Annotated in this window: 23 protein-coding genes; 10 read left to right on the top strand and 13 right to left on the bottom strand. The window is 60.8% G+C overall.

From position 1 onward, the window contains the following. Window positions 1-37: 37 nt before the first annotated feature. From livF to ACJ8IL_RS16775, 5 genes are all read right to left on the bottom strand, one after another. Window positions 38-739: a high-affinity branched-chain amino acid ABC transporter ATP-binding protein LivF gene (gene livF / locus ACJ8IL_RS16755; protein WP_025304905.1), complete on the bottom strand. Its 702-nt coding sequence runs from the start codon at window positions 737-739 to the stop codon at window positions 38-40. Window position 740: 1 nt separating this feature from the next. After that, complete coding sequence (gene livG, locus ACJ8IL_RS16760; protein WP_025304904.1) at window positions 741-1,511, bottom strand: high-affinity branched-chain amino acid ABC transporter ATP-binding protein LivG; 771 nt, start codon at window positions 1,509-1,511, stop codon at window positions 741-743. Continuing rightward, window positions 1,508-2,791: a high-affinity branched-chain amino acid ABC transporter permease LivM gene (locus ACJ8IL_RS16765; RefSeq protein ID WP_025304903.1), complete on the bottom strand. Its 1,284-nt coding sequence runs from the start codon at window positions 2,789-2,791 to the stop codon at window positions 1,508-1,510. Before ACJ8IL_RS16765 ends, livG begins: the two co-directional genes overlap by 4 nt. Beyond that, window positions 2,788-3,714: a high-affinity branched-chain amino acid ABC transporter permease LivH gene (gene livH, locus ACJ8IL_RS16770; RefSeq protein WP_015376290.1), complete on the bottom strand. Its 927-nt coding sequence runs from the start codon at window positions 3,712-3,714 to the stop codon at window positions 2,788-2,790. Before livH ends, ACJ8IL_RS16765 begins: the two co-directional genes overlap by 4 nt. A 117-nt stretch (window positions 3,715-3,831) precedes the next feature. Further along, window positions 3,832-4,947 (bottom strand): branched-chain amino acid ABC transporter substrate-binding protein, encoded by a 1,116-nt coding sequence (locus ACJ8IL_RS16775; RefSeq protein WP_025304902.1) that lies wholly within the window; start codon window positions 4,945-4,947, stop codon window positions 3,832-3,834. Window positions 4,948-5,352: 405 nt separating this feature from the next. On the opposite strand from ACJ8IL_RS16775, the gene panM reads away from it, so the two are divergent. From panM to ACJ8IL_RS16790, 3 genes are read left to right on the top strand one after another with little or no spacing between them, the layout of a single operon-like run. Then, a complete protein-coding gene (gene panM, locus ACJ8IL_RS16780; protein ID WP_049209366.1) occupies window positions 5,353-5,745 on the top strand; it encodes an aspartate 1-decarboxylase autocleavage activator PanM in 393 nt (130 codons plus the stop codon). Further along, window positions 5,742-6,959: a DUF3142 domain-containing protein gene (locus ACJ8IL_RS16785; protein ID WP_442516685.1), complete on the top strand. Its 1,218-nt coding sequence runs from the start codon at window positions 5,742-5,744 to the stop codon at window positions 6,957-6,959. The genes panM and ACJ8IL_RS16785 overlap by 4 nt, the downstream gene beginning before the upstream one ends. Window positions 6,960-7,002: 43 nt before the next feature. Further along, complete coding sequence (locus ACJ8IL_RS16790; protein WP_442516694.1) at window positions 7,003-9,015, top strand: hypothetical protein; 2,013 nt, start codon at window positions 7,003-7,005, stop codon at window positions 9,013-9,015. A gap of 64 nt (window positions 9,016-9,079) precedes the next feature. Here the strand turns inward: ACJ8IL_RS16790 and rpoH are convergent, their stop codons facing one another. The 4 genes from rpoH to ftsY all read right to left on the bottom strand — a co-directional run bounded on the left by rpoH (window position 9,080) and on the right by ftsY (window position 13,491). Continuing rightward, window positions 9,080-9,937 (bottom strand): RNA polymerase sigma factor RpoH, encoded by an 858-nt coding sequence (gene rpoH / locus ACJ8IL_RS16795; RefSeq protein WP_004934345.1) that lies wholly within the window; start codon window positions 9,935-9,937, stop codon window positions 9,080-9,082. Between the two features lie 317 nt (window positions 9,938-10,254). Then, complete coding sequence (ftsX, locus tag ACJ8IL_RS16800) at window positions 10,255-11,208, bottom strand: permease-like cell division protein FtsX (protein WP_025304898.1); 954 nt, start codon at window positions 11,206-11,208, stop codon at window positions 10,255-10,257. Continuing rightward, window positions 11,198-11,869 (bottom strand): cell division ATP-binding protein FtsE, encoded by a 672-nt coding sequence (ftsE, locus tag ACJ8IL_RS16805; RefSeq protein ID WP_004934337.1) that lies wholly within the window; start codon window positions 11,867-11,869, stop codon window positions 11,198-11,200. The genes ftsX and ftsE overlap by 11 nt, the downstream gene beginning before the upstream one ends. Before the next feature lie 5 nt (window positions 11,870-11,874). Then, complete coding sequence (ftsY, locus tag ACJ8IL_RS16810) at window positions 11,875-13,491, bottom strand: signal recognition particle-docking protein FtsY (protein ID WP_442516686.1); 1,617 nt, start codon at window positions 13,489-13,491, stop codon at window positions 11,875-11,877. 242 nt (window positions 13,492-13,733) lie between these two features. Here ftsY and rsmD point away from each other — a divergent pair, with 242 nt between their 5' ends. Beyond that, window positions 13,734-14,354, top strand: coding sequence for a 16S rRNA (guanine(966)-N(2))-methyltransferase (gene rsmD / locus ACJ8IL_RS16815; RefSeq protein WP_060434779.1), 621 nt, complete (start codon window positions 13,734-13,736; stop codon window positions 14,352-14,354). Next, window positions 14,344-14,616 carry a DUF1145 family protein gene (locus ACJ8IL_RS16820; RefSeq protein WP_004934327.1) on the top strand — a complete coding sequence of 91 codons (273 nt, stop codon included), beginning with the start codon at window positions 14,344-14,346 and terminating at the stop codon, window positions 14,614-14,616. The genes rsmD and ACJ8IL_RS16820 overlap by 11 nt, the downstream gene beginning before the upstream one ends. A 3-nt stretch (window positions 14,617-14,619) precedes the next feature. Here ACJ8IL_RS16820 and ACJ8IL_RS16825 read toward each other — a convergent pair whose 3' ends face one another. Next, window positions 14,620-14,976: a DUF2500 domain-containing protein gene (locus tag ACJ8IL_RS16825; RefSeq protein ID WP_342096145.1), complete on the bottom strand. Its 357-nt coding sequence runs from the start codon at window positions 14,974-14,976 to the stop codon at window positions 14,620-14,622. Window positions 14,977-15,135: 159 nt separating this feature from the next. Here ACJ8IL_RS16825 and ACJ8IL_RS16830 point away from each other — a divergent pair, with 159 nt between their 5' ends. Beyond that, on the top strand, window positions 15,136-15,762 hold the full coding sequence (locus ACJ8IL_RS16830; RefSeq protein WP_025304894.1) for a lysoplasmalogenase: 627 nt from the start codon (window positions 15,136-15,138) through the stop codon (window positions 15,760-15,762). 40 nt (window positions 15,763-15,802) lie between these two features. Here the strand turns inward: ACJ8IL_RS16830 and ACJ8IL_RS16835 are convergent, their stop codons facing one another. Further along, window positions 15,803-16,180, bottom strand: coding sequence for an AprI/Inh family metalloprotease inhibitor (locus ACJ8IL_RS16835; protein WP_025304893.1), 378 nt, complete (start codon window positions 16,178-16,180; stop codon window positions 15,803-15,805). A gap of 54 nt (window positions 16,181-16,234) precedes the next feature. Further along, a complete protein-coding gene (locus ACJ8IL_RS16840; RefSeq protein ID WP_025304892.1) occupies window positions 16,235-17,698 on the bottom strand; it encodes a serralysin family metalloprotease in 1,464 nt (487 codons plus the stop codon). A gap of 683 nt (window positions 17,699-18,381) precedes the next feature. On the opposite strand from ACJ8IL_RS16840, the gene ACJ8IL_RS16845 reads away from it, so the two are divergent. Then, window positions 18,382-20,700, top strand: a complete 2,319-nt coding sequence (locus ACJ8IL_RS16845) for a zinc/cadmium/mercury/lead-transporting ATPase (protein WP_173889832.1) — start codon at window positions 18,382-18,384, stop codon at window positions 20,698-20,700. A gap of 80 nt (window positions 20,701-20,780) precedes the next feature. Here the strand turns inward: ACJ8IL_RS16845 and tusA are convergent, their stop codons facing one another. Continuing rightward, window positions 20,781-21,026: a sulfurtransferase TusA gene (gene tusA, locus ACJ8IL_RS16850; RefSeq protein WP_025304890.1), complete on the bottom strand. Its 246-nt coding sequence runs from the start codon at window positions 21,024-21,026 to the stop codon at window positions 20,781-20,783. A gap of 219 nt (window positions 21,027-21,245) precedes the next feature. On the opposite strand from tusA, the gene ACJ8IL_RS16855 reads away from it, so the two are divergent. The 3 genes from ACJ8IL_RS16855 (at window position 21,246) to ACJ8IL_RS16865 (ending at window position 23,024) form a co-directional block, all read left to right on the top strand. Then, window positions 21,246-21,905, top strand: a complete 660-nt coding sequence (locus ACJ8IL_RS16855) for a 7-cyano-7-deazaguanine/7-aminomethyl-7-deazaguanine transporter (RefSeq protein ID WP_049209361.1) — start codon at window positions 21,246-21,248, stop codon at window positions 21,903-21,905. A gap of 40 nt (window positions 21,906-21,945) precedes the next feature. Further along, complete coding sequence (locus ACJ8IL_RS16860; protein ID WP_043142199.1) at window positions 21,946-22,380, top strand: GNAT family N-acetyltransferase; 435 nt, start codon at window positions 21,946-21,948, stop codon at window positions 22,378-22,380. 80 nt (window positions 22,381-22,460) lie between these two features. After that, window positions 22,461-23,024 carry a DcrB family lipoprotein gene (locus ACJ8IL_RS16865; RefSeq protein WP_025304887.1) on the top strand — a complete coding sequence of 188 codons (564 nt, stop codon included), beginning with the start codon at window positions 22,461-22,463 and terminating at the stop codon, window positions 23,022-23,024. Window positions 23,025-23,038: the final 14 nt, after the last annotated feature.

Below are 23,038 nucleotides of genomic sequence, written 5' to 3' on the forward strand. Positions count from 1 at the left end.
TCTCGTACCTGATTATTTTAATTCGTAGGGGGGCGGATTAACCGCCCAGATACGCCGACCTCACTGCTTCGTTGGCTAACAATGCAGCCCCCGTATCTTCCAACACCACGCGGCCGTTTTCCAGCACATAACCGCGGTCCGCCAATTTCAGCGCCTGATTGGCGTTTTGCTCCACCAGGAAGATGGTCATGCCCTCTTCCCGCAGTTGCTGAATGATGTCGAAAATCTGCTGGATAATGATCGGCGCCAGCCCCAGCGAGGGCTCGTCGAGCAGCAGCAGCTTCGGCTGACTCATCAGCGCGCGGCCGATGGCCAACATCTGCTGTTCGCCGCCAGACATGGTGCCGGCGCGCTGGCTTCGACGCTCCAGCAGGCGCGGGAACAGCGTGAACACCCGTTCAATGCGCTGTTGATACTGTTGGCGATCGGCGAAGAAGCCGCCCATTGCCAGGTTTTCTTCCACCGTCATGCGCGAGAAGACGCGCCGCCCTTCCGGCACGATCGCCACCGCTTCGCGCATGATGCGCGAGGTTTGCCACTGGGTGATGTCCTGGTCCTGAAAGACGATGCTGCCTTCGCTGGCGCGCGGTTCGCCGCACAAGGTGCCGAGCAGCGTGGTTTTACCGGCGCCGTTGGCGCCGATTAACGTCACAATTTCGCCCTGACTTATCGTGAGACTGACCTGATGCAGCGCCTGAATTTTGCCGTAATGGGCGGATACCTGATTGAATGACAACATATTATTCTTCGCCCAAATAAGCCCGGATCACGTCCGGGTTGTTGCGGATCTCCGCCGGTGTGCCCTGCGCCAGCGGCGTGCCCTGATTCACCACGTAAATGCGGTCGGAAATGCCCATCACCAGCTTCATGTCGTGCTCGATCAGCAACACCGAGACCTTATGCCGATCGCGCAGCTCGACGATCAGGTGATCCAGCTCGTCGGTCTCTTTCGGGTTGAGGCCGGCGGCCGGTTCGTCCAGCATCAGCAGCTCCGGCCGGGTCACCATGCAGCGGGCGATCTCCAGCCGCCGCTGCTGCCCGTAGGCCAGGTTGCCCGCCGAACGGTTGGCCATCTCCAGCAGGCCGACGCGCTCCAGCCACTCCGCCGCACGCGCCAGCGCCTCAGCTTCGGCGCGGCGGAAGGCCGGAGTTTTCAGCAGCCCGGCGAACACGCCGCTTTTCAGGTGCTGATGCTGCGCCACCAGCAGGTTCTCAATCACCGTCATTTCACGGAACAGCCGCACATGCTGGAAGGTGCGCACCACGCCCATGCGGGCGATGGCCTGCCCCGCCAACCCTTCCAGGTGGCGATCGCGCAATTTGATGGTGCCGCCGGTCGGGCGGTAAAAACCGGTCAGGCAGTTGAACACCGTGGTCTTACCGGCGCCGTTGGGGCCGATCAGCGACACGATTTCGCCTTCGTTCAGCGTCAGCGCCACATTGTTGACCGCCAGTAGCCCGCCGAAACGCATCGACAGGCCCTCTACCTGCAGTAAAGGTTGAACGCTCATGCCTGTTCCCCCTTGCCCGCGTGAATGTCCGCCGCCTGCAGCTTCAACTGCGGCCGTTTCATCGGCAACAGCCCCTGCGGCCGCCAAATCATCATCAGCACCATCAGCGCACCCAGCAGCAACATGCTGTACTCATTCAGATCGCGCATCAGCTCGCGCGACACCACCAGCAGGATTGCCGCCAGAATGACCGCGAACTGCGAGCCCATGCCCCCCAGTACGACGATCGCCAACACGAAGGCCGACTCGACGAAGGTGAAGGATTCCGGGCTGACGAACCCCTGGCGCGCGGCAAACAGCGTGCCGGCAAACCCGGCGAAAGCGGCGCTGATGGTAAAGGCGGTCAGCTTGATGCGCGTCGGGCTGAGGCCCAACGAGCGGCAGGCGATCTCGTCTTCGCGCAGCGCTTCCCAGGCGCGCCCGAGCGGCATGCGCAGCAGGCGGTTGATGACGAACAGCGTCAGCACCACCAGCAGCAGCGCCACCAGGTACAGGAATACGATGCGATCGCTCGGATCGTATTTCAGGCCGAAGAAGTTATGGAAGGTATCCCAGCCGCCGTCGCGCAGGCTGCGGTTGAACTCCAGGCCGAAGAAGGTCGGTTTCGGGATCTGGCTGATGCCGTTCGGCCCGCCGGTGATCTCGGTATTGTTCAGCAGCAGGATGCGCACGATCTCACCGAAGCCGAGCGTCACGATCGCCAGATAATCGCCGCGCAGCCGCAGCACCGGGAAACCGAGCAGGAAGCCGAAGGCGGCGGTGACGATACCCGCCAGCGGCAGGCTCTCCCAGAAGCCGAGGCCGTAATAGTGATTCAGCAGCGCGTAGGTGTAGGCGCCGATGGCGTAGAAACCGCCGTAGCCGAGCACCAGCAGACCGGACAAGCCCACTACCACGTTGAGGCCGAGGCCCAGCATCACGTAGATCAGCGTCAGGGTGGCGATATCCACCGTGCCGCGCGAGACCAGGAACGGCCAGGCGACCGCCGCGACGATGAGCAAAGCCGCCAGCAGCTTTTGCCGCGGCGTGGTGCCGTCGAAGCTCGGCAGCACGAACGCCGGGCCGGAGACTTTTTTCAATCCCTGTTGCAGCAGCGGGCGCAACAGCTGGAAGAAAAAGACGATGACGCAGCCGATGCCGATCCACATCCAGCGCACTTCCGCCGCGCCGTGCACCACCAGCTTGGTGCCGTCCAGGCTGAGCTGCATGCCCATCAGGAACGACGCCATCACGAACAGCACCGCCGTGGCGATCAGCGCATTGAGCAGATTGAGTTTCATACTTTCTCAACCTCCGGACGCCCGAGGATGCCGGTCGGCATGATCAGCAGCACCACGATCAGCAGCGCGAACGACACCACGTCTTTGTATTCGGTGCTCAGGTAGGCAGAGGTCAGCGCTTCCGCCACGCCCAGTACCAGGCCGCCAATCATCGCACCGGGAATGCTGCCGATGCCGCCCAGAACCGCGGCGGTGAAGGCTTTCATACCGGCCATAAACCCGATGTAAGGGTTGATGACGCCGTAGAACTGGCCGAGCAACACCCCGGCCACCGCCGCCATCACCGCACCGATAACGAAGGTCAGCGAGATCACCCGGTCGGTGTTGATGCCCAGCAGGCTGGCCATCTTCAGATCTTCCGCACAGGCGCGGCAGGCGCGGCCCATGCGTGAATAGCGGATAAACAGCGTCAGCGCCAGCATCGCCAGGAAGGTCACGAGCCAGATGGTCAGCTGCATGGTGCTGATGGTGGCGGCGAAGCCGTTGCTTTCTCCCAGCACCCACTGGCCGGTCACTAGGCTAGGCAGCGCCAGATCGCGTGAGCCCTGCGTCAGGCTGACGTAGTTTTGCAGGAATATCGACATGCCGATGGCCGAGATCAGCGCAATCAGGCGCTTGGAGTTGCGCACCGGCTTGTAGGCCACCCGTTCGATGCTCCAGCCGTAGGCGCTGGCGATAACGATCGAGACCAGGAACGCGGCGCCGATCAGCAGCCAACCGACGTCGATGCCGAGCATCATCAGGGCGGCGATAACGATAAAGGAGACATAGCTGCCGATCATGTACACCTCGCCGTGGGCGAAGTTGATCATGCCGATGATGCCGTAAACCATGGTGTAACCGATGGCGATCAATGCATAGGTGCTGCCCAACGTTAAGCCGTTGAACATCTGCTGCAGAAAATAGAGGAGTTGCTCTGACATACTCTGAACCCTTGGCTGCGAAACCCGCCGGCGCAGAACCGGCGGGTAAAGGGAGACGGGGCCGGCAAGCCGACCCGCCGGGCGCAGCGGGCTGCGCCCCACCCTAATCATTATGGCTTATTTGATCGGTGTGGACGTGCCGTTGGCATGCCATTCGAACACGCCGAACTCGAAGCCTTTCAGATCGCCCTTGTCATCCCAGGTCAGCGGCCCCATCACGGTCTCCACCGGCTTGCCGGTTTTCAGATCCTTGACGATGTCCGCCGGCTCCTGGCTGCCGCTGCGCTCCATGCCGGTGGTCAGCGACTGCAGCGCAGCATAGGTGGTCCAGACGAACGGGCCAGTCGGATCCAGCTTCTTGGCTTTCAGCGCATCGACGATCGGCTGGTTGGCAGGCACCTGATCGTAGCGTTTCGGCAGCGTCACCAGCATGCCTTCCGAGGCGGCGCCGGCGATGTTGGACAGCGAGGAGTTGCCCACGCCTTCCGGCCCCATGAAGCGAGTGGTCAACCCGGCCTGCTTGGCCTGACGCAGGATCTGCCCCATTTCCGGGTAGTAACCGCCGAAGTACACGAAGTCGATATTTTCTTTCTTCAGGCGCGCCACCAGGGTGGAGAAGTCTTTGTCGCCGGCGGTGATGCCTTCGAACATCGCCACTTCGGTGCCCTGTTTTTTCAGGCTGTCGCGCACCGAGCGCGCCAGGCCTTCGCCGTATTGCTGCTTGTCGTGCACCACGGCGATGCGCTTCGGCTTGATGTCGCTGAGGATGTATTTGGCGGCGGTCGGGCCCTGATCCGAATCCAGGCCGGTGGTGCGCAGGATCATCTTGTAGCCGCGGGTGGTCAGATCGGCGTTGGTGGCCGCCGGGGTAATCATGATCACGCCTTCGTCTTCATAGATATCGGACGCCGGCTGGGTGGACGAGGAGCACAGGTGGCCGATCACGTAGCGAATGCCGTCGTTGATCACCTTGTTGGCGACCGCAACCGCCTGTTTCGGGTCGCAGGCGTCGTCGTATTCCACGCCGACCAGCTTGTCGCCCTTGATGCCGCCCTTGGCGTTAATGTCGGCAATCGCCTGGCGCGCGCCGGTAAACTCCATGTCGCCATACTGCGCGACCGGGCCGGACATTGCCCCGACGATCGCCACCTTGATGTCTTTCGCCATGGCCGCCTGGCTCATGGCCATCGCAATACAACCCGCCAGCAGTGCCTTACCTGTTGTTAATTTCATCCGCAAATCCCCATCTGTCGTTGTGAACGTACCTGTTGTGTTTGCCTGCGCCCGATCGTTATTGACCGCTTTTGTTATAAGTAATAATGATTTAGGCGTTTTGTCGGCATTATTTTCTAATAAGACTTTATTTTTCATGCCATTAAACAGGAATTTTCTTCTGCAAATCAACTTCATCTGACAGAAACAAGCGGTGTAAACAGGATAAAATTCGAATTAAATCTGCGCTCTTTACCTTTAGGCGTAGTGCGTTGTGCTGGTTAACAATCCGTTTACTAACTATTTACTCGGAAAATGCCCCGTGCAAAAAACATATTGCACAGTAATCGTACAGAAAAACTTACACAACGCTCTGCACAAGATCTATTACACTGTCGACATCATTTAGCTGCGCGGAAATTCTGCATGAAACTGACCATCGAGCGCCTGACCGCGCTGTCCCCGCAAGATCTCATCGACCTCGGTAAAATTTGGCCGCACCAGCAGCCGGAACAGTGGCAAGGCTGGCTGAGCGACGGCAAGGCGCTGTTTGCCGCCCGCTTCAACGAGCGTCTGCTGGGTGCGGTGAAAATTGCGCTGCAGGACGACCGCGCCGAACTACAGGATCTGCTGGTACGCGAAGTGACGCGCCGCCGCGGCGTCGGTCTTTATCTGGTGCAGGATGCACAGCGTCAGCTGCCGCAGGTCGCCCACTGGCAGCTGTCGACCGCCGGCCTGGCGCCGCGTGAACGTGGGGAAGTCGATAACTTCATGCGCGCCTGCGGCTTCGCACCGCAAGGCGATCTCTGGCAAAAATGAAGCGCCGGCTGGCGGCGCTGGTCTTGATTGCGCTGGGGTTGGCGGCCTGGTTCGCCGGGCGCCAGCAGGCGCAGCGCCTGGCCTCAGGCTGGGATCAGCAGGTTTATGTCTGGCAGCGAGTTTGGACGCCGCAGCACGCCGATGCGCTGGCGAGCAGCCGCGATCTGTTCACCAAGCTGCGGGTGCTGGCGCTGCAGGTGCATCCGCGTGAAGGCTGGCGGGAAATCCCGGCCGATCTCAGCCTGCTGAAGCAGGACGGCCGCCCACTCTGGCTGGTGGCCCGCCTCGACGGCCAGCTGCCGCAGCTGGATCAAGAGGCCATTATCCAGCGCCTGCTGGCGCTCACCCAGCGCTGGCAGGCGGCCGGGCTGCCCGTCACCGGCGTCGAGATCGATCATGATGCCGCCACCGCCCGCCTACCGGACTACCAACGCTTTCTGCAGCGGCTGCGCCAACGGCTGCCCGCCGCTTTGCAACTAGGCATCACCGCCCTGCCGGCCTGGATCGGCTCATCCAACCTGCTCGGCGTACTGCAACAGGCCGACAGTTCCGTCCTGCAGGTGCACGCGGTGCTCTCGCCGCAGCAGGGGCTGTTTGACGGCCCGCTGGCGCTGCGCTGGGTGCGGCAGTACGCTGCCGTCACACCGAAGCCGTTTCGCGTCGCGCTGCCGGCCTACGGCATGGCGTTGTTGGGTTTTGATGCGCAAGGCGCGCAGGTGGAGAGCGAATCCTCGCTGCGCGTGGCGGGCAACGGCCGTGAGCTGACGGTCGCGCCGCAGCAGATCGCCGATTTTCTGCAGACGCTGGCGCAGCAAACGCCGCCCCGGCTACGCGGCATTCTCTGGTTCCGCTTGCCGCTGACGGACGATCGGCGCGCCTGGTCGCTCGCCACGCTGCGAGCGGTGATCGAGCGCCGGCCGCTGAACGTCGACTGGCAGGTAAAATTTAGGCCTCAGCCACAGCAAAACGGGCTGTATGACCTGATAATTCATAACAACGGGCCGGTAGATGCCCCGCTGCCGCAAGAGGTGGTCATCCGCGCCGACGACTGCCTGGCGGCGGACGCGGTCGGCCACTACCGGCTGGAATCCGCACCGCAACAGCAACGCTTTATTCGCATCAGCAGCGACCAACTGCGCGCCGGGCAATCCCGGCCGTTGGGCTGGCTGCGCTGCCAACAACTGACGCCAGGAGGCACCCTTGTCACACCTTGATTCGCGCGCGGCACGGAACACCCGCCGCCTTCTTCCGCTGGCCATGCTGATCGGCGCCGCACTGCCGCTGGGCGGCTATGCCTGCGGCCCGGATTTTCCTAACCGGCTGCTGATCGATCGCAACGGCACCCTGCTGTATATGCCGGAGGGCAATTTCGCCTTCGAAGCCGGCCGGCTGGTGCCGATGGATAAACAGTTGCCGCACTGGCAAGCCCCGCCACCGCCGATGCCGCCGAAACCGATGCCGCAATCGCCGGAAACGATAGCGATCGGCAAAATGCGCGCCGCCAAAACGGTTGAAGAGGCTGACGCCGTCAATACGCAGGGGTTGTCCAACGCCGCGCGTCTCTATCAACTGGGCGCCGTGGCTTTCGCCAGCCACGATCCGCGCGCCGCAGACTATTTCCAGCAGGTGCTGAAGCTACCGGCCGCCGAGCAGGGCGACTGGGGACTGCGGGCGCAGTATTCGCTTGGCCGCGTCCTGATGGCTGACCACGGGACGCCGGTGAACGAATCCGGTGAAGCGGCCCCCATCGCCGAGCACCCGCCAAAAGCCGCGCTTGAACAGGCGCTGACGGCATTCCAGCAGGTGATCGACCGGGTGAAAAACGGCGCAGCCGATCCCGATCAGCTGGCGCTGAGCAGCCTTGGGCAGCAGGCGCGCATCCACCTGTGGCTGGGTGACGTCGCCCCCGCCGCCCACCTCTATGCGCAACAGGCGGCGCAGGGCGATCCGAGCGGCGGGCAGTCGCTGCAGTACGTCTCCAGCTTCCTGGTCAACCCCGACCATTTGGACACGCTGAAACAGATTATCGGCGATCCGTTGATCCAGCAGTTGGTGACCATTGAACTGTTCGCCCGCAGCGGCAACCTGCAAATGGCGGATACCGACGGCAACGGCCGCTCCGCGCAAATCATCAACCAGATCCTGACGCTGCTGGACGGCTCAGTGAAAAGCGGCTTCGCCGGCAGCGATCGGTTGGCGGCGCTGGCTTACCGTTCGGGGCAGTACCCAATGGCGGCCAGCCTGCTGAAAAACGCCGGCGACAGCGGCCTGGCGTGGTGGCTGCGCGCCAAAATGGCGCTGCGCGACGGCGACGTGAAAGCCGCCACCGCCGCCTACGCCAAGGCGGCAAGCGCGTTCCCCGCCGACGAAAGCTGGGGTGAACAGCGCAACGCCGACTTCGTCGCGGAAACCATCGTGCCCGAGTGCCGGGTGGCCGGCGAACAGGCCATCCTGGCGCTGAACCGAGGCGACTATCTGCAGGCGATGGACCTGCTGTATCGCGGCAAAGCGCTCTACTGGGCCGACGTAGCCGACGTGGCGGAACGGGTGCTGACCGTCGATGAGTTGAAAGGCTTTGTCGATAAGCACGCCCCGGCGCCGACGACGCCGCTCAAGCCGGTTAATCCGGACGACTACGGCGGCCAGCAGATCACGCCGGAAGTGCAGCTGCGCGAACTGCTGGCGCGGCGGCTGATGCGCGCCGGACGAGCGCCGGAAGCGCTGGCCTATTTCGATATCCCCAACTACCGGCAAGCGGCGCAGCAGTTCGCCGACGAACTGAAGGCCGCCAAGGACAAATCCGCCGCGCCGCTGACGCGCGCGCAGGCTTACTATCGCGCCGCCAACCTGCTGCGCGCCCAGGGGCTGGAGTTTACCGGGTATGAGATGACGCCGGATTACGCCATCTATGGCGCCGGCTATTCCTATCTGGGGGATGCGTTCGATACTCGCGAGCTGAAGCATAAAAGCTGGATCGACAGCGCAGAAGCGGCGCGCGCCAAGGCGGCGCTACCGGAGGAAGACAACCGTTTCCTGCACTATCGCTGGCAGGCGGTGGGGCTGGCGCAACAGGCGGCCGATCTGCTGCCGCCGAAGAGCCAGGCCTATGCCGCCGTGTTGTGTAACGCTGCCAGCTGGGTTATCAAGCGTGATGCCAAATCCGGCCGTGCGCTTTATCAGCGCTATATCAACACCGGCACCCGTTATCCGTGGGCGGCGAAATTCGGCTACGACTGCCCGGCGCCGGACTTCACCGCCGTGGCGCCATAACGCCGAATTTCAGGCACTAAAAAGCCCGGCTTGCCGGGCTTTTTTTATCGAATCTCGCATCGACTCAGGCTTCGATCGCCATTTTGAGTTTCTTCATGGCGTTCTTTTCCAGCTGACGCACGCGTTCGGCGGAAACGCCGTACTGATCGGCCAGCTCCTGCAGCGTCGATTTGTTGTCATCATCCAGCCAACGGGCGCGGATGATATGCTGGCTGCGCTCGTCCAGACCTTCCAGCGCATAGGCCAGTTTGTCTGCGGCGTTGCTTTCCCAGTTATCTTCCTCGATGCCTTCGGCGAAGTCCGAGCTTTTGTCCTGCAGGTACAGCACCGGCGCCATCGACTGGCCATCGCGGGCCTCGTCGTCCGGAGTCGGATCGAACGTCATGTCCTGCGCCGCCATGCGAGATTCCATCTCGCGCACGTCTTTGCTGGTTACGCCCAGCTCGCGGGCCACCAGTTCCACTTCGTCCTGGTTGAACCAGCCCAAACGCTGTTTGGTTTTGCGCAGGTTAAAGAACAGCTTGCGCTGCGCTTTGGTGGTCGCCACTTTCACGATGCGCCAGTTGCGCAATACGTACTCGTGGATTTCCGCCTTAATCCAATGCACCGCAAAGGAAACCAGACGCACGCCGACTTCAGGGTTGAAGCGGCGAACGGCTTTCATCAGGCCGATATTGCCTTCCTGAATCAGATCCGCCTGCGGCAGACCATAGCCTGAATAGTTGCGGGCAATATGAGCGACAAAGCGCAGGTGAGACAGGATGAGCTGCTTAGCGGCATCCAGATCGCCCTGATAATGCAGCCGTTCAGCCAGCTCCCGCTCTTCCTCTGCCGTCAGCATCGGATAGGCGTTGGCTGCCCGGATATAGGCTTCCAAGCTACCTTGGGGTACTAAGGCTAAAGTTTGCATTTCTTTGGTCATTCAAACCCTCTCTATGAGAATACAAAATCATGCAGGTGATTATTACAGCGGGGAAATGATTGATTCTACGGCAGTTGCTGAAGCAAAAGCGGTTCCACACGCCGGGCACCTTAACATTTGCTGCAATTTTTGACCGTACTCCGCCCTAAAAGTTCACCCTTTTTTGCAAGCATTGTCGCTGACAATACGTGACGAGGGTGAAGGCCGATAGGGAATTTGTGCGCTAAGAAGAGAGGGGTGGTGCTGACTTCGCTTGAGGTCACTCTTCTCCCGCAACGCGATCAAAAGCAGCAGGAGAAGAGTATACCAAAAAAATCTTACTGTGGTGTAAATCGGCGTAAATGTTGCACCGTCGCCAGCCAGGCGGCGATCCAGCCGATCATCGCGGAGATGATCAGCAGCAACAGCGCCTCATCCCAGCCCAGCCCGTGCAGGGTGAAGGTGGTGCCGAATACCTTGGCGACCCCGACGACCACCGACTCCAGCTGCCACACCAGCGCGCCGGAGAGCACCAGCGACAGCAGCGCACCGGCAAAGCCCAGCATCGCCCCGCCGTTGAGGAACGGCCGCAGAATAAAGCCGTCGGTGGCGCCGATCAGCTTCATCACGTTGATGGTGTCGCGACGGCTGAAGATGCTCAGACGCACGCTGTTGCCGATCACCAGGAACACTGCCACGATCATCAGCACGCCGATGATCGCCGCGATCTGGCCCGCCAGCCCGGTCAGCGCCGCCAGGCGGGCAAACCAGCTGTCATCCATACGCACTTCTTCCACGCCCTGCACCGCCGCTACGCGATCGCGCAGGGTGTTGAGGGTGTCCGAACTCTGGAAGCTCATCTTCGGCGTGACGATCGCCACCGCCGGCAACGGGTTCTCTTCCAGCATGTCCAGCGCGCCGCCAAAGCCCGACCAGTTACGGAACTCGCCGCGCGCTTCTTCACGCGACAGGTAGTTCACCTTCTCCACGCCGGCTTCCGCCTTGATGGCGTCGAGCACTTTCAGCGCCGCGTCGTCATCGAGCGATTTATCCAGGTAGACCGTCAGTTGCGGCGTCGGGTACCACTGGCTGGCCGCGGTGCTGACGTTTTTCCACACGATGTAGCACACGCTCGGCAGCGTCAGGGAAATGGCGATCACCATCACCGTCAGCAGCGTCGCCAACGGCTGGCGCAGCATGTCTTTGATGGCGTTCATCCAGGCATAACGCCACTGTTCGCGCCAGCCGCCGCGCAGCGCCTTGCTCTTGGCGGTTTTTGCGTTATTGGCCATGGTGAGCGCCCCCCTGCATGCGGCCCTGGCTCAGCGTCAGGATGCGGTAATTGCGACGGGCGATAAGCCCGGTGTCGTGCGTCGCCATCAGTACGGTCACGCCGACGCGGTTGAATTCTTCAAACAGGCGCAGAATGCCTTCCGACAGCGCATCATCCAGGTTACCGGTCGGTTCATCCGCCAGCAGCACCGCCGGCTTGTTCACCACCGCGCGGGCGATGCCCACGCGCTGCTGCTCACCGCCGGACAGCTGAATCGGGAAGTTTTTCGCTTTATCCAGCAAACCGACTTTGTCCAACGCGGCGGAAACGCGGCGGCGGATATCTTCGGTGCTGGCGCCGGCGATGATCAGCGGCATCGCCACGTTGTCATACACCGTGCGATCCAGCAGCAGGTGGTGATCCTGGAAGATCATGCCGATCTGCCGACGCAGGAACGGCACCTCGCGGTTTTTCAAACGGCTGATGTCGTGCCCGCCAAACCAGATGTGGCCGGCGCTGGGCCGTTCGATACCGCAAATCAGTTTCAGCAGGGTACTTTTCCCCGCGCCGGAATGGCCGGTCAGAAACGCCATTTCCGCCGGGCGCAGATGGAAATCAACCCCCTGCAGCGCTTGCCGTCCGCCCAGATAAGCTTTACTGACCTGTTCAAAGCGAATCATCCGTATTAATCCTCTCGGGCAAAAAGTGCCTCAATAAAATCGTCAGCCTTAAACGGCCGCAAATCTTCGATGCCTTCCCCGACGCCGATATAGCGGATCGGGATACCGAACTGATCGGCGATGGCGAAGATCACCCCGCCCTTGGCGGTACCGTCCAGTTTAGTCAGCGTGATGCCGGTTAAGCCCACGGCCTCATTAAATAATTTCGCCTGACTGACCGCATTCTGGCCGGTGCTGGCATCGAGCGTCAGCATAACCTCATGGGGGGCCTGGTCGTCCAGTTTTTTCATGACGCGGACGATCTTCTTCAGCTCTTCCATCAGGTGCGATTTATTCTGCAGACGGCCGGCGGTATCGGCGATCAACACATCGATGCCGCGCGCCTTGGCGGCCTGCACCGCATCGAAGATCACCGAAGCGGAATCCGCGCCGGTATGCTGCGCCACCACCGGAATGCGGTTGCGTTCGCCCCACACCTGCAGCTGCTCCACCGCGGCGGCGCGGAAGGTATCCCCCGCCGCCAGCATCACCGACTTGCCTTCCGCCTGGAACTGACGCGCCAGCTTGCCGATGGTGGTGGTTTTACCCACGCCGTTCACGCCGACCATCAGGATGACATACGGGGTTTTCCCGCTCACATCCAGCGGCTGATCGACCTTGGCCAGAATTTCGGACATTTCCTCCTTCAGCTTGCCGTACAGCGCTTCAGCGTCTTTCAGCTGCTTGCGGCTGGCGTGCTGAGTCAGGGAGGTGATGATCTTGCGCGTGGTCTCCACGCCGACGTCGGCGATCAGTAGCTGTTCTTCCAGCTCGTCGAACAGGTCGTCGTCGATCTTTTTACCGCGGAACAGCCCCATAAAGCCGGAACCGAGGTTTTGCTTGGTCTTCAGCAGGCTGCGTTTCAGGCGAGCGAAGAAGCCTTCTTTGGTCGGGCGTTCCTGCTCTTGCGCAGCGGCCGGCACCACAGGTTCAAGCGGCGCTTCTTCCGGCTCCGGTTCAGGTTCGACGATTGGCTCGGGTTCAACGACCGGCTCAGGTTCGACGATTGGCTCGGGTTCAACCACCGGCTCGGGCTCAACCACTGGCTCGGGTTCAACGACCGGCTCAGGTTCGACCACCGGCTCGGGTTCAACCACCGGCTCAGGCTCGACCACCGGCTCAGGTTCGACGACCGGCTCGGACTCAACCACCGGCTCAGGCTCAACCACCGGCTCAGGTTCGACGACCGGCTCAGGCTCGACGACCGGCTCAGGTTCGACGACCGGCTCAGGTTCAACCACCGGTTGCTGCTGCGCCACCACTTGCTCGGTGACGCTGACGATCTCTTCAGCCAACGCTTGCGGCGCCGCCGGATGTTCAGCCGCCGCCGGCAGGTTTTCCGCGATTTGCTCGCCGGCCTGACCGTTATCCCACTCCCCCGGGGTGTCGACGGAGGCGGCAGGTTCAGATTCCTGGGCGGGGAGCTTGTCATCCAGCTTGACGGCGGCCGGTTCAGCCGGCGTCTCCGCGGCCTGAGGTTCCGCCTGCTCTACCGGCTGCTCAGGTTGCTGTTGCTCTTCTTCCTTTTCCTTCTGGCCAAAGCCCAGCCAGGAGAAAAACCCACGTTTCTTATCTTTTGCCATGTTATGACTCTACTCCGTACCGAAGGCTCGCTTACCCTACATACCTGAAGGATATATGCTGACAATAATCCGCCGAGTCTATCACTTTCCCTCGCGCAGCAACACGCATCCGGCATGCTTTCCGGTGTGAAATCAGACAACAACGTTTTACCGTTCCCCCCGACGCCCGTCACCGGTAGAATAGGGACAACTTTTCGTTAACCTCTGCGGCCCCGCGCCGCAAAAGAAATCAAACAACGCTTATGACAAGACTCTCGCCACGGGCGGCGGCCAAAAAACCGCCCCAGGCCGCTGCCGGACAGATCCGCATCATCGGCGGCCAATGGCGCGGCCGTAAGCTCCCGGTGCCGAACAGCCCGGGGCTGCGCCCCACCACCGATCGGGTACGCGAAACCCTGTTCAACTGGCTGGCGCCGGTGATTCAGGGCGCGCGCTGCCTGGACTGCTTCGCCGGCAGTGGCGCATTAGGGCTGGAAGCGCTATCGCGCTATGCCGGCAGCGCCACGCTGCTGGAATTCGAACGGCCGGTGGCTCAGCAACTGGAAAAAAATCTGGCGCTGCTGCAGGGCAAAGGGGTGGTTATCAACACCAACGCGCTGGGCTGGCTGGCGGGCGACGGTCAACCGTTCGACGTGGTGTTCCTCGATCCGCCGTTTCGCAAAGGCCTGCTGGCGGAGACCGTCTTGTTGCTGGAGCAGCGTGGCTGGCTGGCCGACGAGGCGTGGATCTATGTAGAAGCCGAGGCGGAAAGCGCCGCGGCGGACGTGCCTGCCAGCTGGCAGTTGCACCGGGAGAAGGTCGCCGGTCAGGTGGCTTATCGCCTTTATCTTCGTTCGAAAGAGAAAACCGACCATGCTGATTAATCTGGGCCGCCTGCTGATGCTGTGCGTATGGGGCTTCCTGCTCTCTAACCTGTTCCATCCGTTTCCCAAGCCGCTGAAGTATTTCATCGACGTGGCGCTGTTTTTTATGGTGGTGATGCACGGCCTGCAGCTGGTGCTGTTGAAATCCACCCAGCCGAAGGATCAGCCGATCAGCTACTGGCAAGAGGCCAAGATCTTTATCTTTGGCGTGTTTGAGCTGCTGGCCTGGCAAAAGAAACAGCCGCCCATCAAGAAAAAGTGACCGCTACAGCTGAACGGTGAACGAGACGAAGCGCGTGCCCTGCATGTTTAACGTGCCGTGCGCGCCTTTTTCTATCGGGTTGTACTGCCATTGCTTCAGCCGCAGCGTAATGTCTTCACCGCCCTGGTTCGGGCTGAACACCACCTCGTAATACATCGGCTCGTTGACCAACGGCTCGCGCTGCGGCGCACGGGTCTTGGCGACCGGGAAGCTCCGCTTGTCGCTCACCGTCACCTGCAGACTGCGCATCGGCGCACGATCGTTTTCCGTCTCCTGCTGGCGCTGTTTGAAGTAGCGTTGCGTGGCCAGCACGGCGATCAACGCAATGACGGCGACAAAAAATAACGGTGGCTTACTCATCGGTTTCCCATTTCCTTCACGGCCAAATCGGCGTAAACATAGCATTCTCAAGAAAGCATTGTCGATCGTCGGCAGGCTACCTACACTGAAATAAGAAGTGACATGGGTGACAGTTTGGAGCCGGTGGTTGCGGCTCCCTCCTACATAAGGATGACATCAATGAGTTGGCCGTTCCTTGCCGTATTCTTTTCCGGTTGGCTGTTCGTCGACGCCTCTTACCGCGGGCCGCGCTGGCAGCGTTGGGTGTTCAAACCCGTCACGCTGTTGCTGCTGTTGCTGCTTGCCTGGCAGGCGCCGGTGCTCAGCGCGGCGGGTTATCTGATCGTACTCGGCCTGCTGGCGACGCTGATCGGCGATGCGCTGCTCCTGCTGCCGCGCGAGCGGGTGCTGTACGCCATCGGCGCCTTTTTCCTGTCCCACTTGCTGTACACCCTGAGTTTCGCCAGCCAGATGACGTTCAGTCTGTTCTGGCCGCTGCCGCTGGCGCTGCTGGCGATCGGCGCATTGCTGCTAGCCACCCTTTGGACCCGGCTGGAAGAGATGCGCTGGCCAATCGTCACCTACGTGGCGATGACGCTGCTGATGGTCTGGCTGGCAGGCGAGCAATATTTCCTGCGCAGCACCGATTTCGGCTTCTCGCTGCTGGCCGGCACCTCGCTGCTGCTGCTGGCCAACGTGGTTTGGCTGCTCAACCGTTACCGCTTCACCTTCCGCGCGGCGGACGCCATCGTGGCTTTCTGTTACTTTTCCGGCCACTTCCTGATCGTGCGTTCGCTCTACCTGTAGAGACCTGCCGCGGGTTCGGCGCGCCGAACCCGTTTCTTCATCAAGCCAGCGCTTTCAACGTCAGGGCATCACCCGCACCCAGCTGATTGCGGTACAGATCGCCGTCGCGCGAGAAGAACGCCAGCGTGCTGCCATCCGCCTGCAGCAGGGCGATGCCGTCCGGCGCCGGGCGCCAGCCCACCACCTCGGCCGCAAATACGCTTTGCAGACAACGCTGCCGATCCACCAGCTGGTAGCCGTTGGTCTCGCTTTGTTCATTGGCCAGAAACTCGATTTGGCATTGCCTTTCGCTGTCGGCTACCTGCCATTGCCCCGCCAGCGACTGCGCGGTCGGCAGCGCCAGACTGCCGGCCATCACCGCACTCGTCACCATCATGCCTCCCGCCGCCAGGGCGGCGCGCGTTAAAGTACCTTTCATACCGGCTCCCACATCACGCCCGGCCGAGACTGCGCCGGGCGCTCCGTTGCTGCGTTACACGATAAAGTCAGTGGCGACGTCTACCTGACCGACGATTTTCACCAGGAAGTCCGGCGCCTGATGACCCCCGATGTTCACCGACAAATCGGTCACGTTGTTGGACGCGTTGTAGCTCAGCAGCGCTTCACCGGCCGCGCCGCTGAAGTGATCGACGAAGTGAATGAAGTCGCTGCTCTGCGCCTCTTTGTTGAAGAACGACAGATCAATCTTGTCGATCCCTTTCTGGAAGTCGCGGATCCAGTCTGAAGCGCCCGGTGCGGAATCGCTGGCGGCAGAGAACACGAAGATGTCTTTACCGGCACCGCCCCACAGCTCATCCGCCCCGCCGCCGCCGAACAGTACGTCGTTACCCGCGCCGCCTTTCAGCACGTTATTGGCCGCGTTGCCGACGATCACGTCGTTGCCGGAACCGCCAATGGCGTTCTCAATGGTCACCCCGGCGGCAATCGACACGTTGCCCTTCAGGCCGCCCACGTCGGAGAACGACTTCTCGTTCAGGTTGATGCGTTGGTTAGCGGTGTAACCGGAGAAGTCGAAGGTATCGTTGCCGCCCGCATCCCAGGCCGCAAAGATCACTTTTTGCGAGTTGCTGGTGGTGCTGAGGAAGTCACGACCAGTGTTGGAGTTAAAGCCGTACACGGTGTCGCCGGTGCGGGTCGACAGGTTGGCGCCATACAGGTGCTGAATGGCGGCAATGTCATCCAGCAGCGGAGCCGCGGCGTAATGACCGCCGTTGTCGCCACCGGTATTGGTTTCACTCCAGTAGCTCATCAGGCTGAACTGACGAGTATCTTCCGCGTAAGTGACGTCGCGGTAGGTCGGGTTGCCTTCACCGGCGTTGTAATCGCCCGGATGGCTCAGACCCAGTGCATGGCCAATTTCATGGGTGAACGTCTGGCGGCCGTAGTCTTCGGTCGCCGGATGCTTGACGTTGGACTGATTGACGTTGTACCAGGTCTGGCCCCCCAGATCCTGGCCCTGCCAAATGGTGTTCGGCAGGAAGGCGTAGGCCTGGGTGCCGTAATCATAGTGGCCGGGGCGATCCTGGCTGTAGTTGCCGAAGGTGATATTGGCCTTTTGTCCGGCCGCCACTTCGGTGAAGGTGATATTGGCGACGTCGGCCCAGGACTGCAGCGACAGCTTAGCCTGCTGCTGCTGTTCCGCGCTGAACTTGCTCAGCCCGGTGTCGCCGGCGACGTTAGTGGAAGAGAACTTATAATCCGGGAAGGAGAAGGTTAATTTGATCGGCTGGCCAAATACCTTGTAACCGTTCCAGGTTTGGTTCTCGCGGGTAATAAACAGCCCAGCTTGCTCGTTAGAAAATGAATCCTTGCCATTAATCTGAATCCCGTTACCCCGCTCATGATAATGCAGCAGGTCGTCTACAGCATCGTAACCGGTTGTCGCGGCCGCGAGGCTGGATTCAGTAATTTCAATTGCCTTTTTAGTAGATTGCATTGGTTCGATTCCACTCATTACCTGATTGATATCAATCAGACAGATAGACATAACCTCCCCGTAAGCCACGGTTAATGAACCTCAAGCTTGCTGGAAGGGGCTTATGCGCCGTTACCGGCAGTGTGTTAGGTAGAATTAATGCATATATATCAGCAAATAAGATCACCATTAAAAATGGTAATCGATTCCAATTATAGGCAGGACCGTAAAACTGCACATAAAATAATCAACCATTTATTATCGCAACGAAAGTTTGTTATGCTGCTTTTTAGGCTTCTTTACAAAGCAAACGAAACTTGATGAGGATAAGTTGGCACCAAACTTCAATAGCAACGCGGCCTGCAGACTCAAGCGAATCATGCTGGCTTTACTTAGGGGAAAAGGTAAATTTTGCTAAAGCGTTATAGATTAATAACTCTTTATTATTAGGTCGGGCGATTTTTTAGTTTCTATAGGAATATTATTTTCTTATTTAAACTAACGGTAGCGAGCCTTTTCGCCCAAATAGGGGATAAGAAAAGCCGATATATTTAAATTCGCATTATTCATTATTGAATGAATCCCCCCTTTTCTACGCCCGAACGCCGTTAGCAATAATTCTCATCCGGCGCTTGACTCTGGAGTGGACTCCAGGGTGTAGAGTCAGCTGAGCAAACCCGTTTAACAGCCCGAAGGGGGACGTTATGCACAATCAGCAAAACCATAATCATCAGGAACATCACCACGCCGAAGGCGGGTGCGGCTGCAACCACAGCCACAGCAAAACGCAGCATGGCTGCAGCAGTGAGCCGAAAAGCGCAGCCGTACAGGCCGAACACGCCCACCATCATCACGATCATGGCGATAGCGGCTGCTGCGCCACCGCGCCCGACGATCCGGACGAGGAAAGCGACAGGCTGGCCGCCGCTCCCCCTTCCGGCAGCCAACGTTTCAGCTGGAAAGTCACCGGTATGGACTGCCCCAGCTGCGCCAAGAAAATCGAAAATGCCGTCACCGCGCTCCCCGGCGTTGACAGCGCACGCGTATTGTTCGCCACTGAAAAACTGGTGGTCGACGCACAGTCCGATCTCAGCCTGCGGATCCAGGACGCGGTCGCCCAGGCCGGTTTTACCCTGCTCGGCACTCAGACCGCCAAAGATGCCGCGCCAAAAGCCTCGCGCTTCGGCGAATTTGCGCCGCTGCTGTTGTTAACCACCCTGATGGTGGTCAGCTGGGTGCTGGATCGGATTAACCCGGAGCTGGGTCGCATCGCCTTTATCGCCACCACGCTGGTCGGGTTGGCGCCGGTCGCCGTCAAGGCGCTGCGTCTGATTCGCTCCGGCACGCCGTTCGCCATCGAAACACTGATGAGCGTGGCGGCCATCGGCGCGCTGTTTATTGGCGCCACCGCCGAGGCGGCGATGGTGCTGCTGCTGTTTATGGTCGGCGAGCTGCTGGAATCCTACGCCGCCAACCGTGCGCGGCGCGGGGTGAAGGCGCTGATGGAGCTGGTGCCGGAAGATGCGCTGCTGCTGCAAGGCACGGAACGCAAACGCGTGCCGGTCGCCAGCCTGCGCCCTGGCGATGTGATTGAAATCGCGCCCGGCGGGCGCCTGCCGGCCGACGCCGAGCTGCTCAATCCGTTCGCCAGCTTTGACGAAAGCGCCCTGACCGGCGAATCGGTGCCGGTCGAGCGTCAACAAGGGGAAAAAGTGGCCGCCGGCAGCCTGTCCGTCGATCAGGCGGCACAGATGAAGGTGATTTCCGAGCCCGGCAAAAATGCCATCGACCGCATTTTGCAGCTGATTGAAGAGGCCGAAGAACGCCGCGCGCCGATCGAACGCTTCCTCGATCGCTTCAGCCGCTATTACACCCCGGCCATTATGCTGCTGGCCGTCGCGGTGATCCTGGTACCGCCGCTGCTGTTCTCGCAGCCGTGGGAGACCTGGATTTATCGCGGCCTGACGCTGCTGCTGATCGGCTGTCCATGCGCGCTGGTGATCTCGACGCCGGCGGCCATCACATCCGGGCTGGCGGCCGCCACGCGGCGCGGCGCGCTGATTAAAGGCGGTGCGGCGCTGGAGCAACTGGGCCAGATTCAAACCATCGCCTTCGATAAAACCGGCACCCTGACCGAAGGCAAGCCGACGGTCACCGACGTGCTGCCCATCGGCGCGCTGACCGAACAACGGCTGTTGCAGCTTGCCGCCGCGGTAGAGGCCGGTTCACATCACCCGCTGGCGCAAGCGATCATCAACCGCGCCGCCGCAAGCGGGGCTGAGCTGCCGCTGGCGCAGGCGCGCCGCGCGCTGGCCGGCGTCGGTGTGGAAGGGATCGTGGACGGCAAGACCGTGCTGATCAGTGCGCCGGGCAAGCTAGCGCCGGGCCTGCTCGCCACACAATGGCAGAGCCAGGTAGACAAGCTGGAAAACGCCGGTAAAACGGCGGTGGTGGTGCTGGAAGACGGCGCGCCCATCGGCTTGCTGGCGCTGCGTGATACGCTACGCAGCGACGCCAAACAGGCGATAGCCGAACTGAACGCGCTGGGTATTCGCGGCGTGATGCTGACCGGGGACAACCCGCGCGCCGCCGCGGCGATTGCCGGCGAGCTGGGCCTCGACTATCGTGCCGGTCTGTTGCCGGAAGATAAGGTCAGCGCGGTCACCGAACTGAGCGAACTGCGCCCGACGGCGATGATCGGCGACGGCATCAACGACGCCCCGGCGATGAAGGCCTCCAACATCGGCATCGCCATGGGCAGCGGCACCGACGTGGCGCTGGAGACCGCCGACGCCGCCCTGACCCACAACCGACTGGTGGGCATCGCGGAAATGATCCGCATCTCGCGCGCCACCCACGCCAATATCCGGCAAAACATCACCATCGCGCTGGGGTTGAAAGGGGTCTTCCTGATCACCAGCCTGCTGGGGTTAACCGGGCTGTGGCTGGCGGTGCTGGCCGACTCCGGCGCCACCGCGCTGGTCACCGCCAACGCGCTGCGGCTGTTGAGAAAGCGCAGCTAAGCTCTGAAACAAACACGGGCGCGGCATACCGCGCCCGTTGTCATTTGGGGGAAGGAACTTTTAACTCGGCCGCGCCGCCGTTATACGCCTTTACGCAGCAGATAACGGTATGGCGCCTGCTCGGTCTCCTGCGCCACCAGCGTATGCTCCATAAAGCGGCAGAACCCCGGGATATCGCGGGTGGTAGCCGGATCGTCGGCAATAATCAGCAGCGTTTCGCCGTTGTCCATATGGCGCACGGTTTTACGCACCATCATCACCGGTTCTGGGCAACGCAGCCCCAGCGCGTCGAGCGTCTGGTCTGCCTGGGCAAATAAGTCAGTCATGCAATTTTTCTCGTTCAAAACGATCGGCGAACGCTCGCCGCATCTCATTAGCGCCTAGTTTACGCCGGTAGTTTTTCTGCGCAAGATGCGTTAACGTTTGCGTTAAATTTAACCATTGCATTGGTTGCGCAAACGCGTATCATGCCGCCGCGCAGCGTTTTTTGCTGTTTTGACAAGACACACTGGGTTCCCTCACCCCACTGCTAAAAAGGCTACAACATGTATTCGTTTACCGCACAGCAGCGCTTCACGGCGTTGGTCTGGCTTTCGCTGTTTCATATCGCCATCATTACCTCCAGCAACTACCTGGTGCAGCTGCCGATCACCGTTTTAGGCTTCCATACCACCTGGGGCGCCTTTACCTTCCCGTTTATCTTCCTGGCGACCGATCTGACCGTGCGCATCTTCGGCGCGCCGCTGGCGCGACGTATTATCCTGGCGGTGATGGTGCCGGCGCTGTTCATCTCTTATGTGATCTCCACCGTCACCTATCAGGGAGAATGGCAGGGCTTCGCGGCGCTGAGCAGTTTTAACCTGTTCGTGGCGCGCATCGCCGTGGCCAGCTTTATGGCCTATGTGCTCGGCCAGATCCTCGACGTACACGTCTTTAACCGTCTGCGCCAACGCAGCGCCTGGTGGGTGGCGCCGGCGGCGGCGATGTTCCTCGGCAACATCAGCGATACGCTGGCGTTCTTCTTCATCGCCTTCTACAAGAGCAGCGATCCCTTCATGGCCAACAACTGGGTGGAGATTGCGCTGGTGGATTACAGCTTCAAGGTGATGATCTGCCTGCTGTTCTTCTTGCCGATGTACGGCGTGTTGCTGAACATGCTGCTCAAACGCATCGCGGCGCGCAGCGGCAGCCTGCAGCCGAGCTGAGCCATGCTATTCTGGGCGGCCTTATCCTTGGAGGCCGCTCATGACCCCAATCGTCCGCACCGCCACGCTCGAAGAAATCCACCGCCTTTATCAACGCATCCCCGAATTCGGCGGCCTGCATAGCCTGGCCGATCTGCAGCAGCGCATCGGCACCGCCCCCGCCAGCCTGTTGATCGCCGAGATAGACGGGCAGCCGGCCGGTTTCAAACTCGGTTATCAACGGCAGGAAACGGTGTTTTACAGCTGGCTGGGTGGCGTGCTGCCGGCATTCCGTCGCCACGGCGTGGCGCAGGCCTTGTTGGCCGAACAGGAACGCTGGGCTCGGGCGCAGGGCTATCGCCAACTGACGGTCAAAACCCGTAACCGGTTCCGCGCCATGCTGACGATGCTGCTCACCCACCACTATCAGATTGTTCAACTGGAAAAGAAAGGCGAAGTGGCTGATTATCGGCTATTACTGGAAAAAAACTTGTGACAACATCTGCCTTGCATTTCAACCTGGAATAGGTTGCGATACGACAGTAAATCCCTACCGGAAAGGAAGAAGGAAGCCTGATGCGTAAAGTAGCGAAATTGATGGGTATCAGCCTGCTGGCGCTTGGCCTCGCGGCCTGCGACGGCAACACCAAAGACACCAAGGCAGCGCCAGACGGCGCGGCAGCCAGCGCGCCGGCCGGGCAGCAGGTGAGCCTGCTGGACGGTAAACTGGCGTTCACCCTGCCGGTCGGCATGGCGGATCAGAGCGGCAAGCTGGGCAACCAGGCCAACAACATGCATGTTTACGCAGACAGCACCGGCCAGCGCGCGGTGATCGTCATCTTGGGCGACAAGACCGCCGACAGCCTGGAGACTCTGGCCAAACGCCTGGAGAATACCCAGCGCGCGCGTGACGCCAACCTGCAGGTGATCACCAACAAGGCGCTCGACGTCAACGGCGTGCCGCTGCGTCAGTTGGACAGTATCATCACCAGCGGCGGTGAAAAGGCTTATTCTTCCGTCCTGATCGGCTCGCTGAACAACAACATGCTGACCATTCAGGTGACGCTGCCGGCGGACAATCAGCAGCAGGCGCAGACCGAAGCCGAAGGCATCATCTCCACCCTGAAGCTGAAGCAGTAATCCCACAGAGGGCC

It is taken from the genome of Serratia sp. CY47444 (genome assembly GCF_052168635.1).
GTDB lineage: Bacteria > Pseudomonadota > Gammaproteobacteria > Enterobacterales > Enterobacteriaceae > Serratia > Serratia bockelmannii.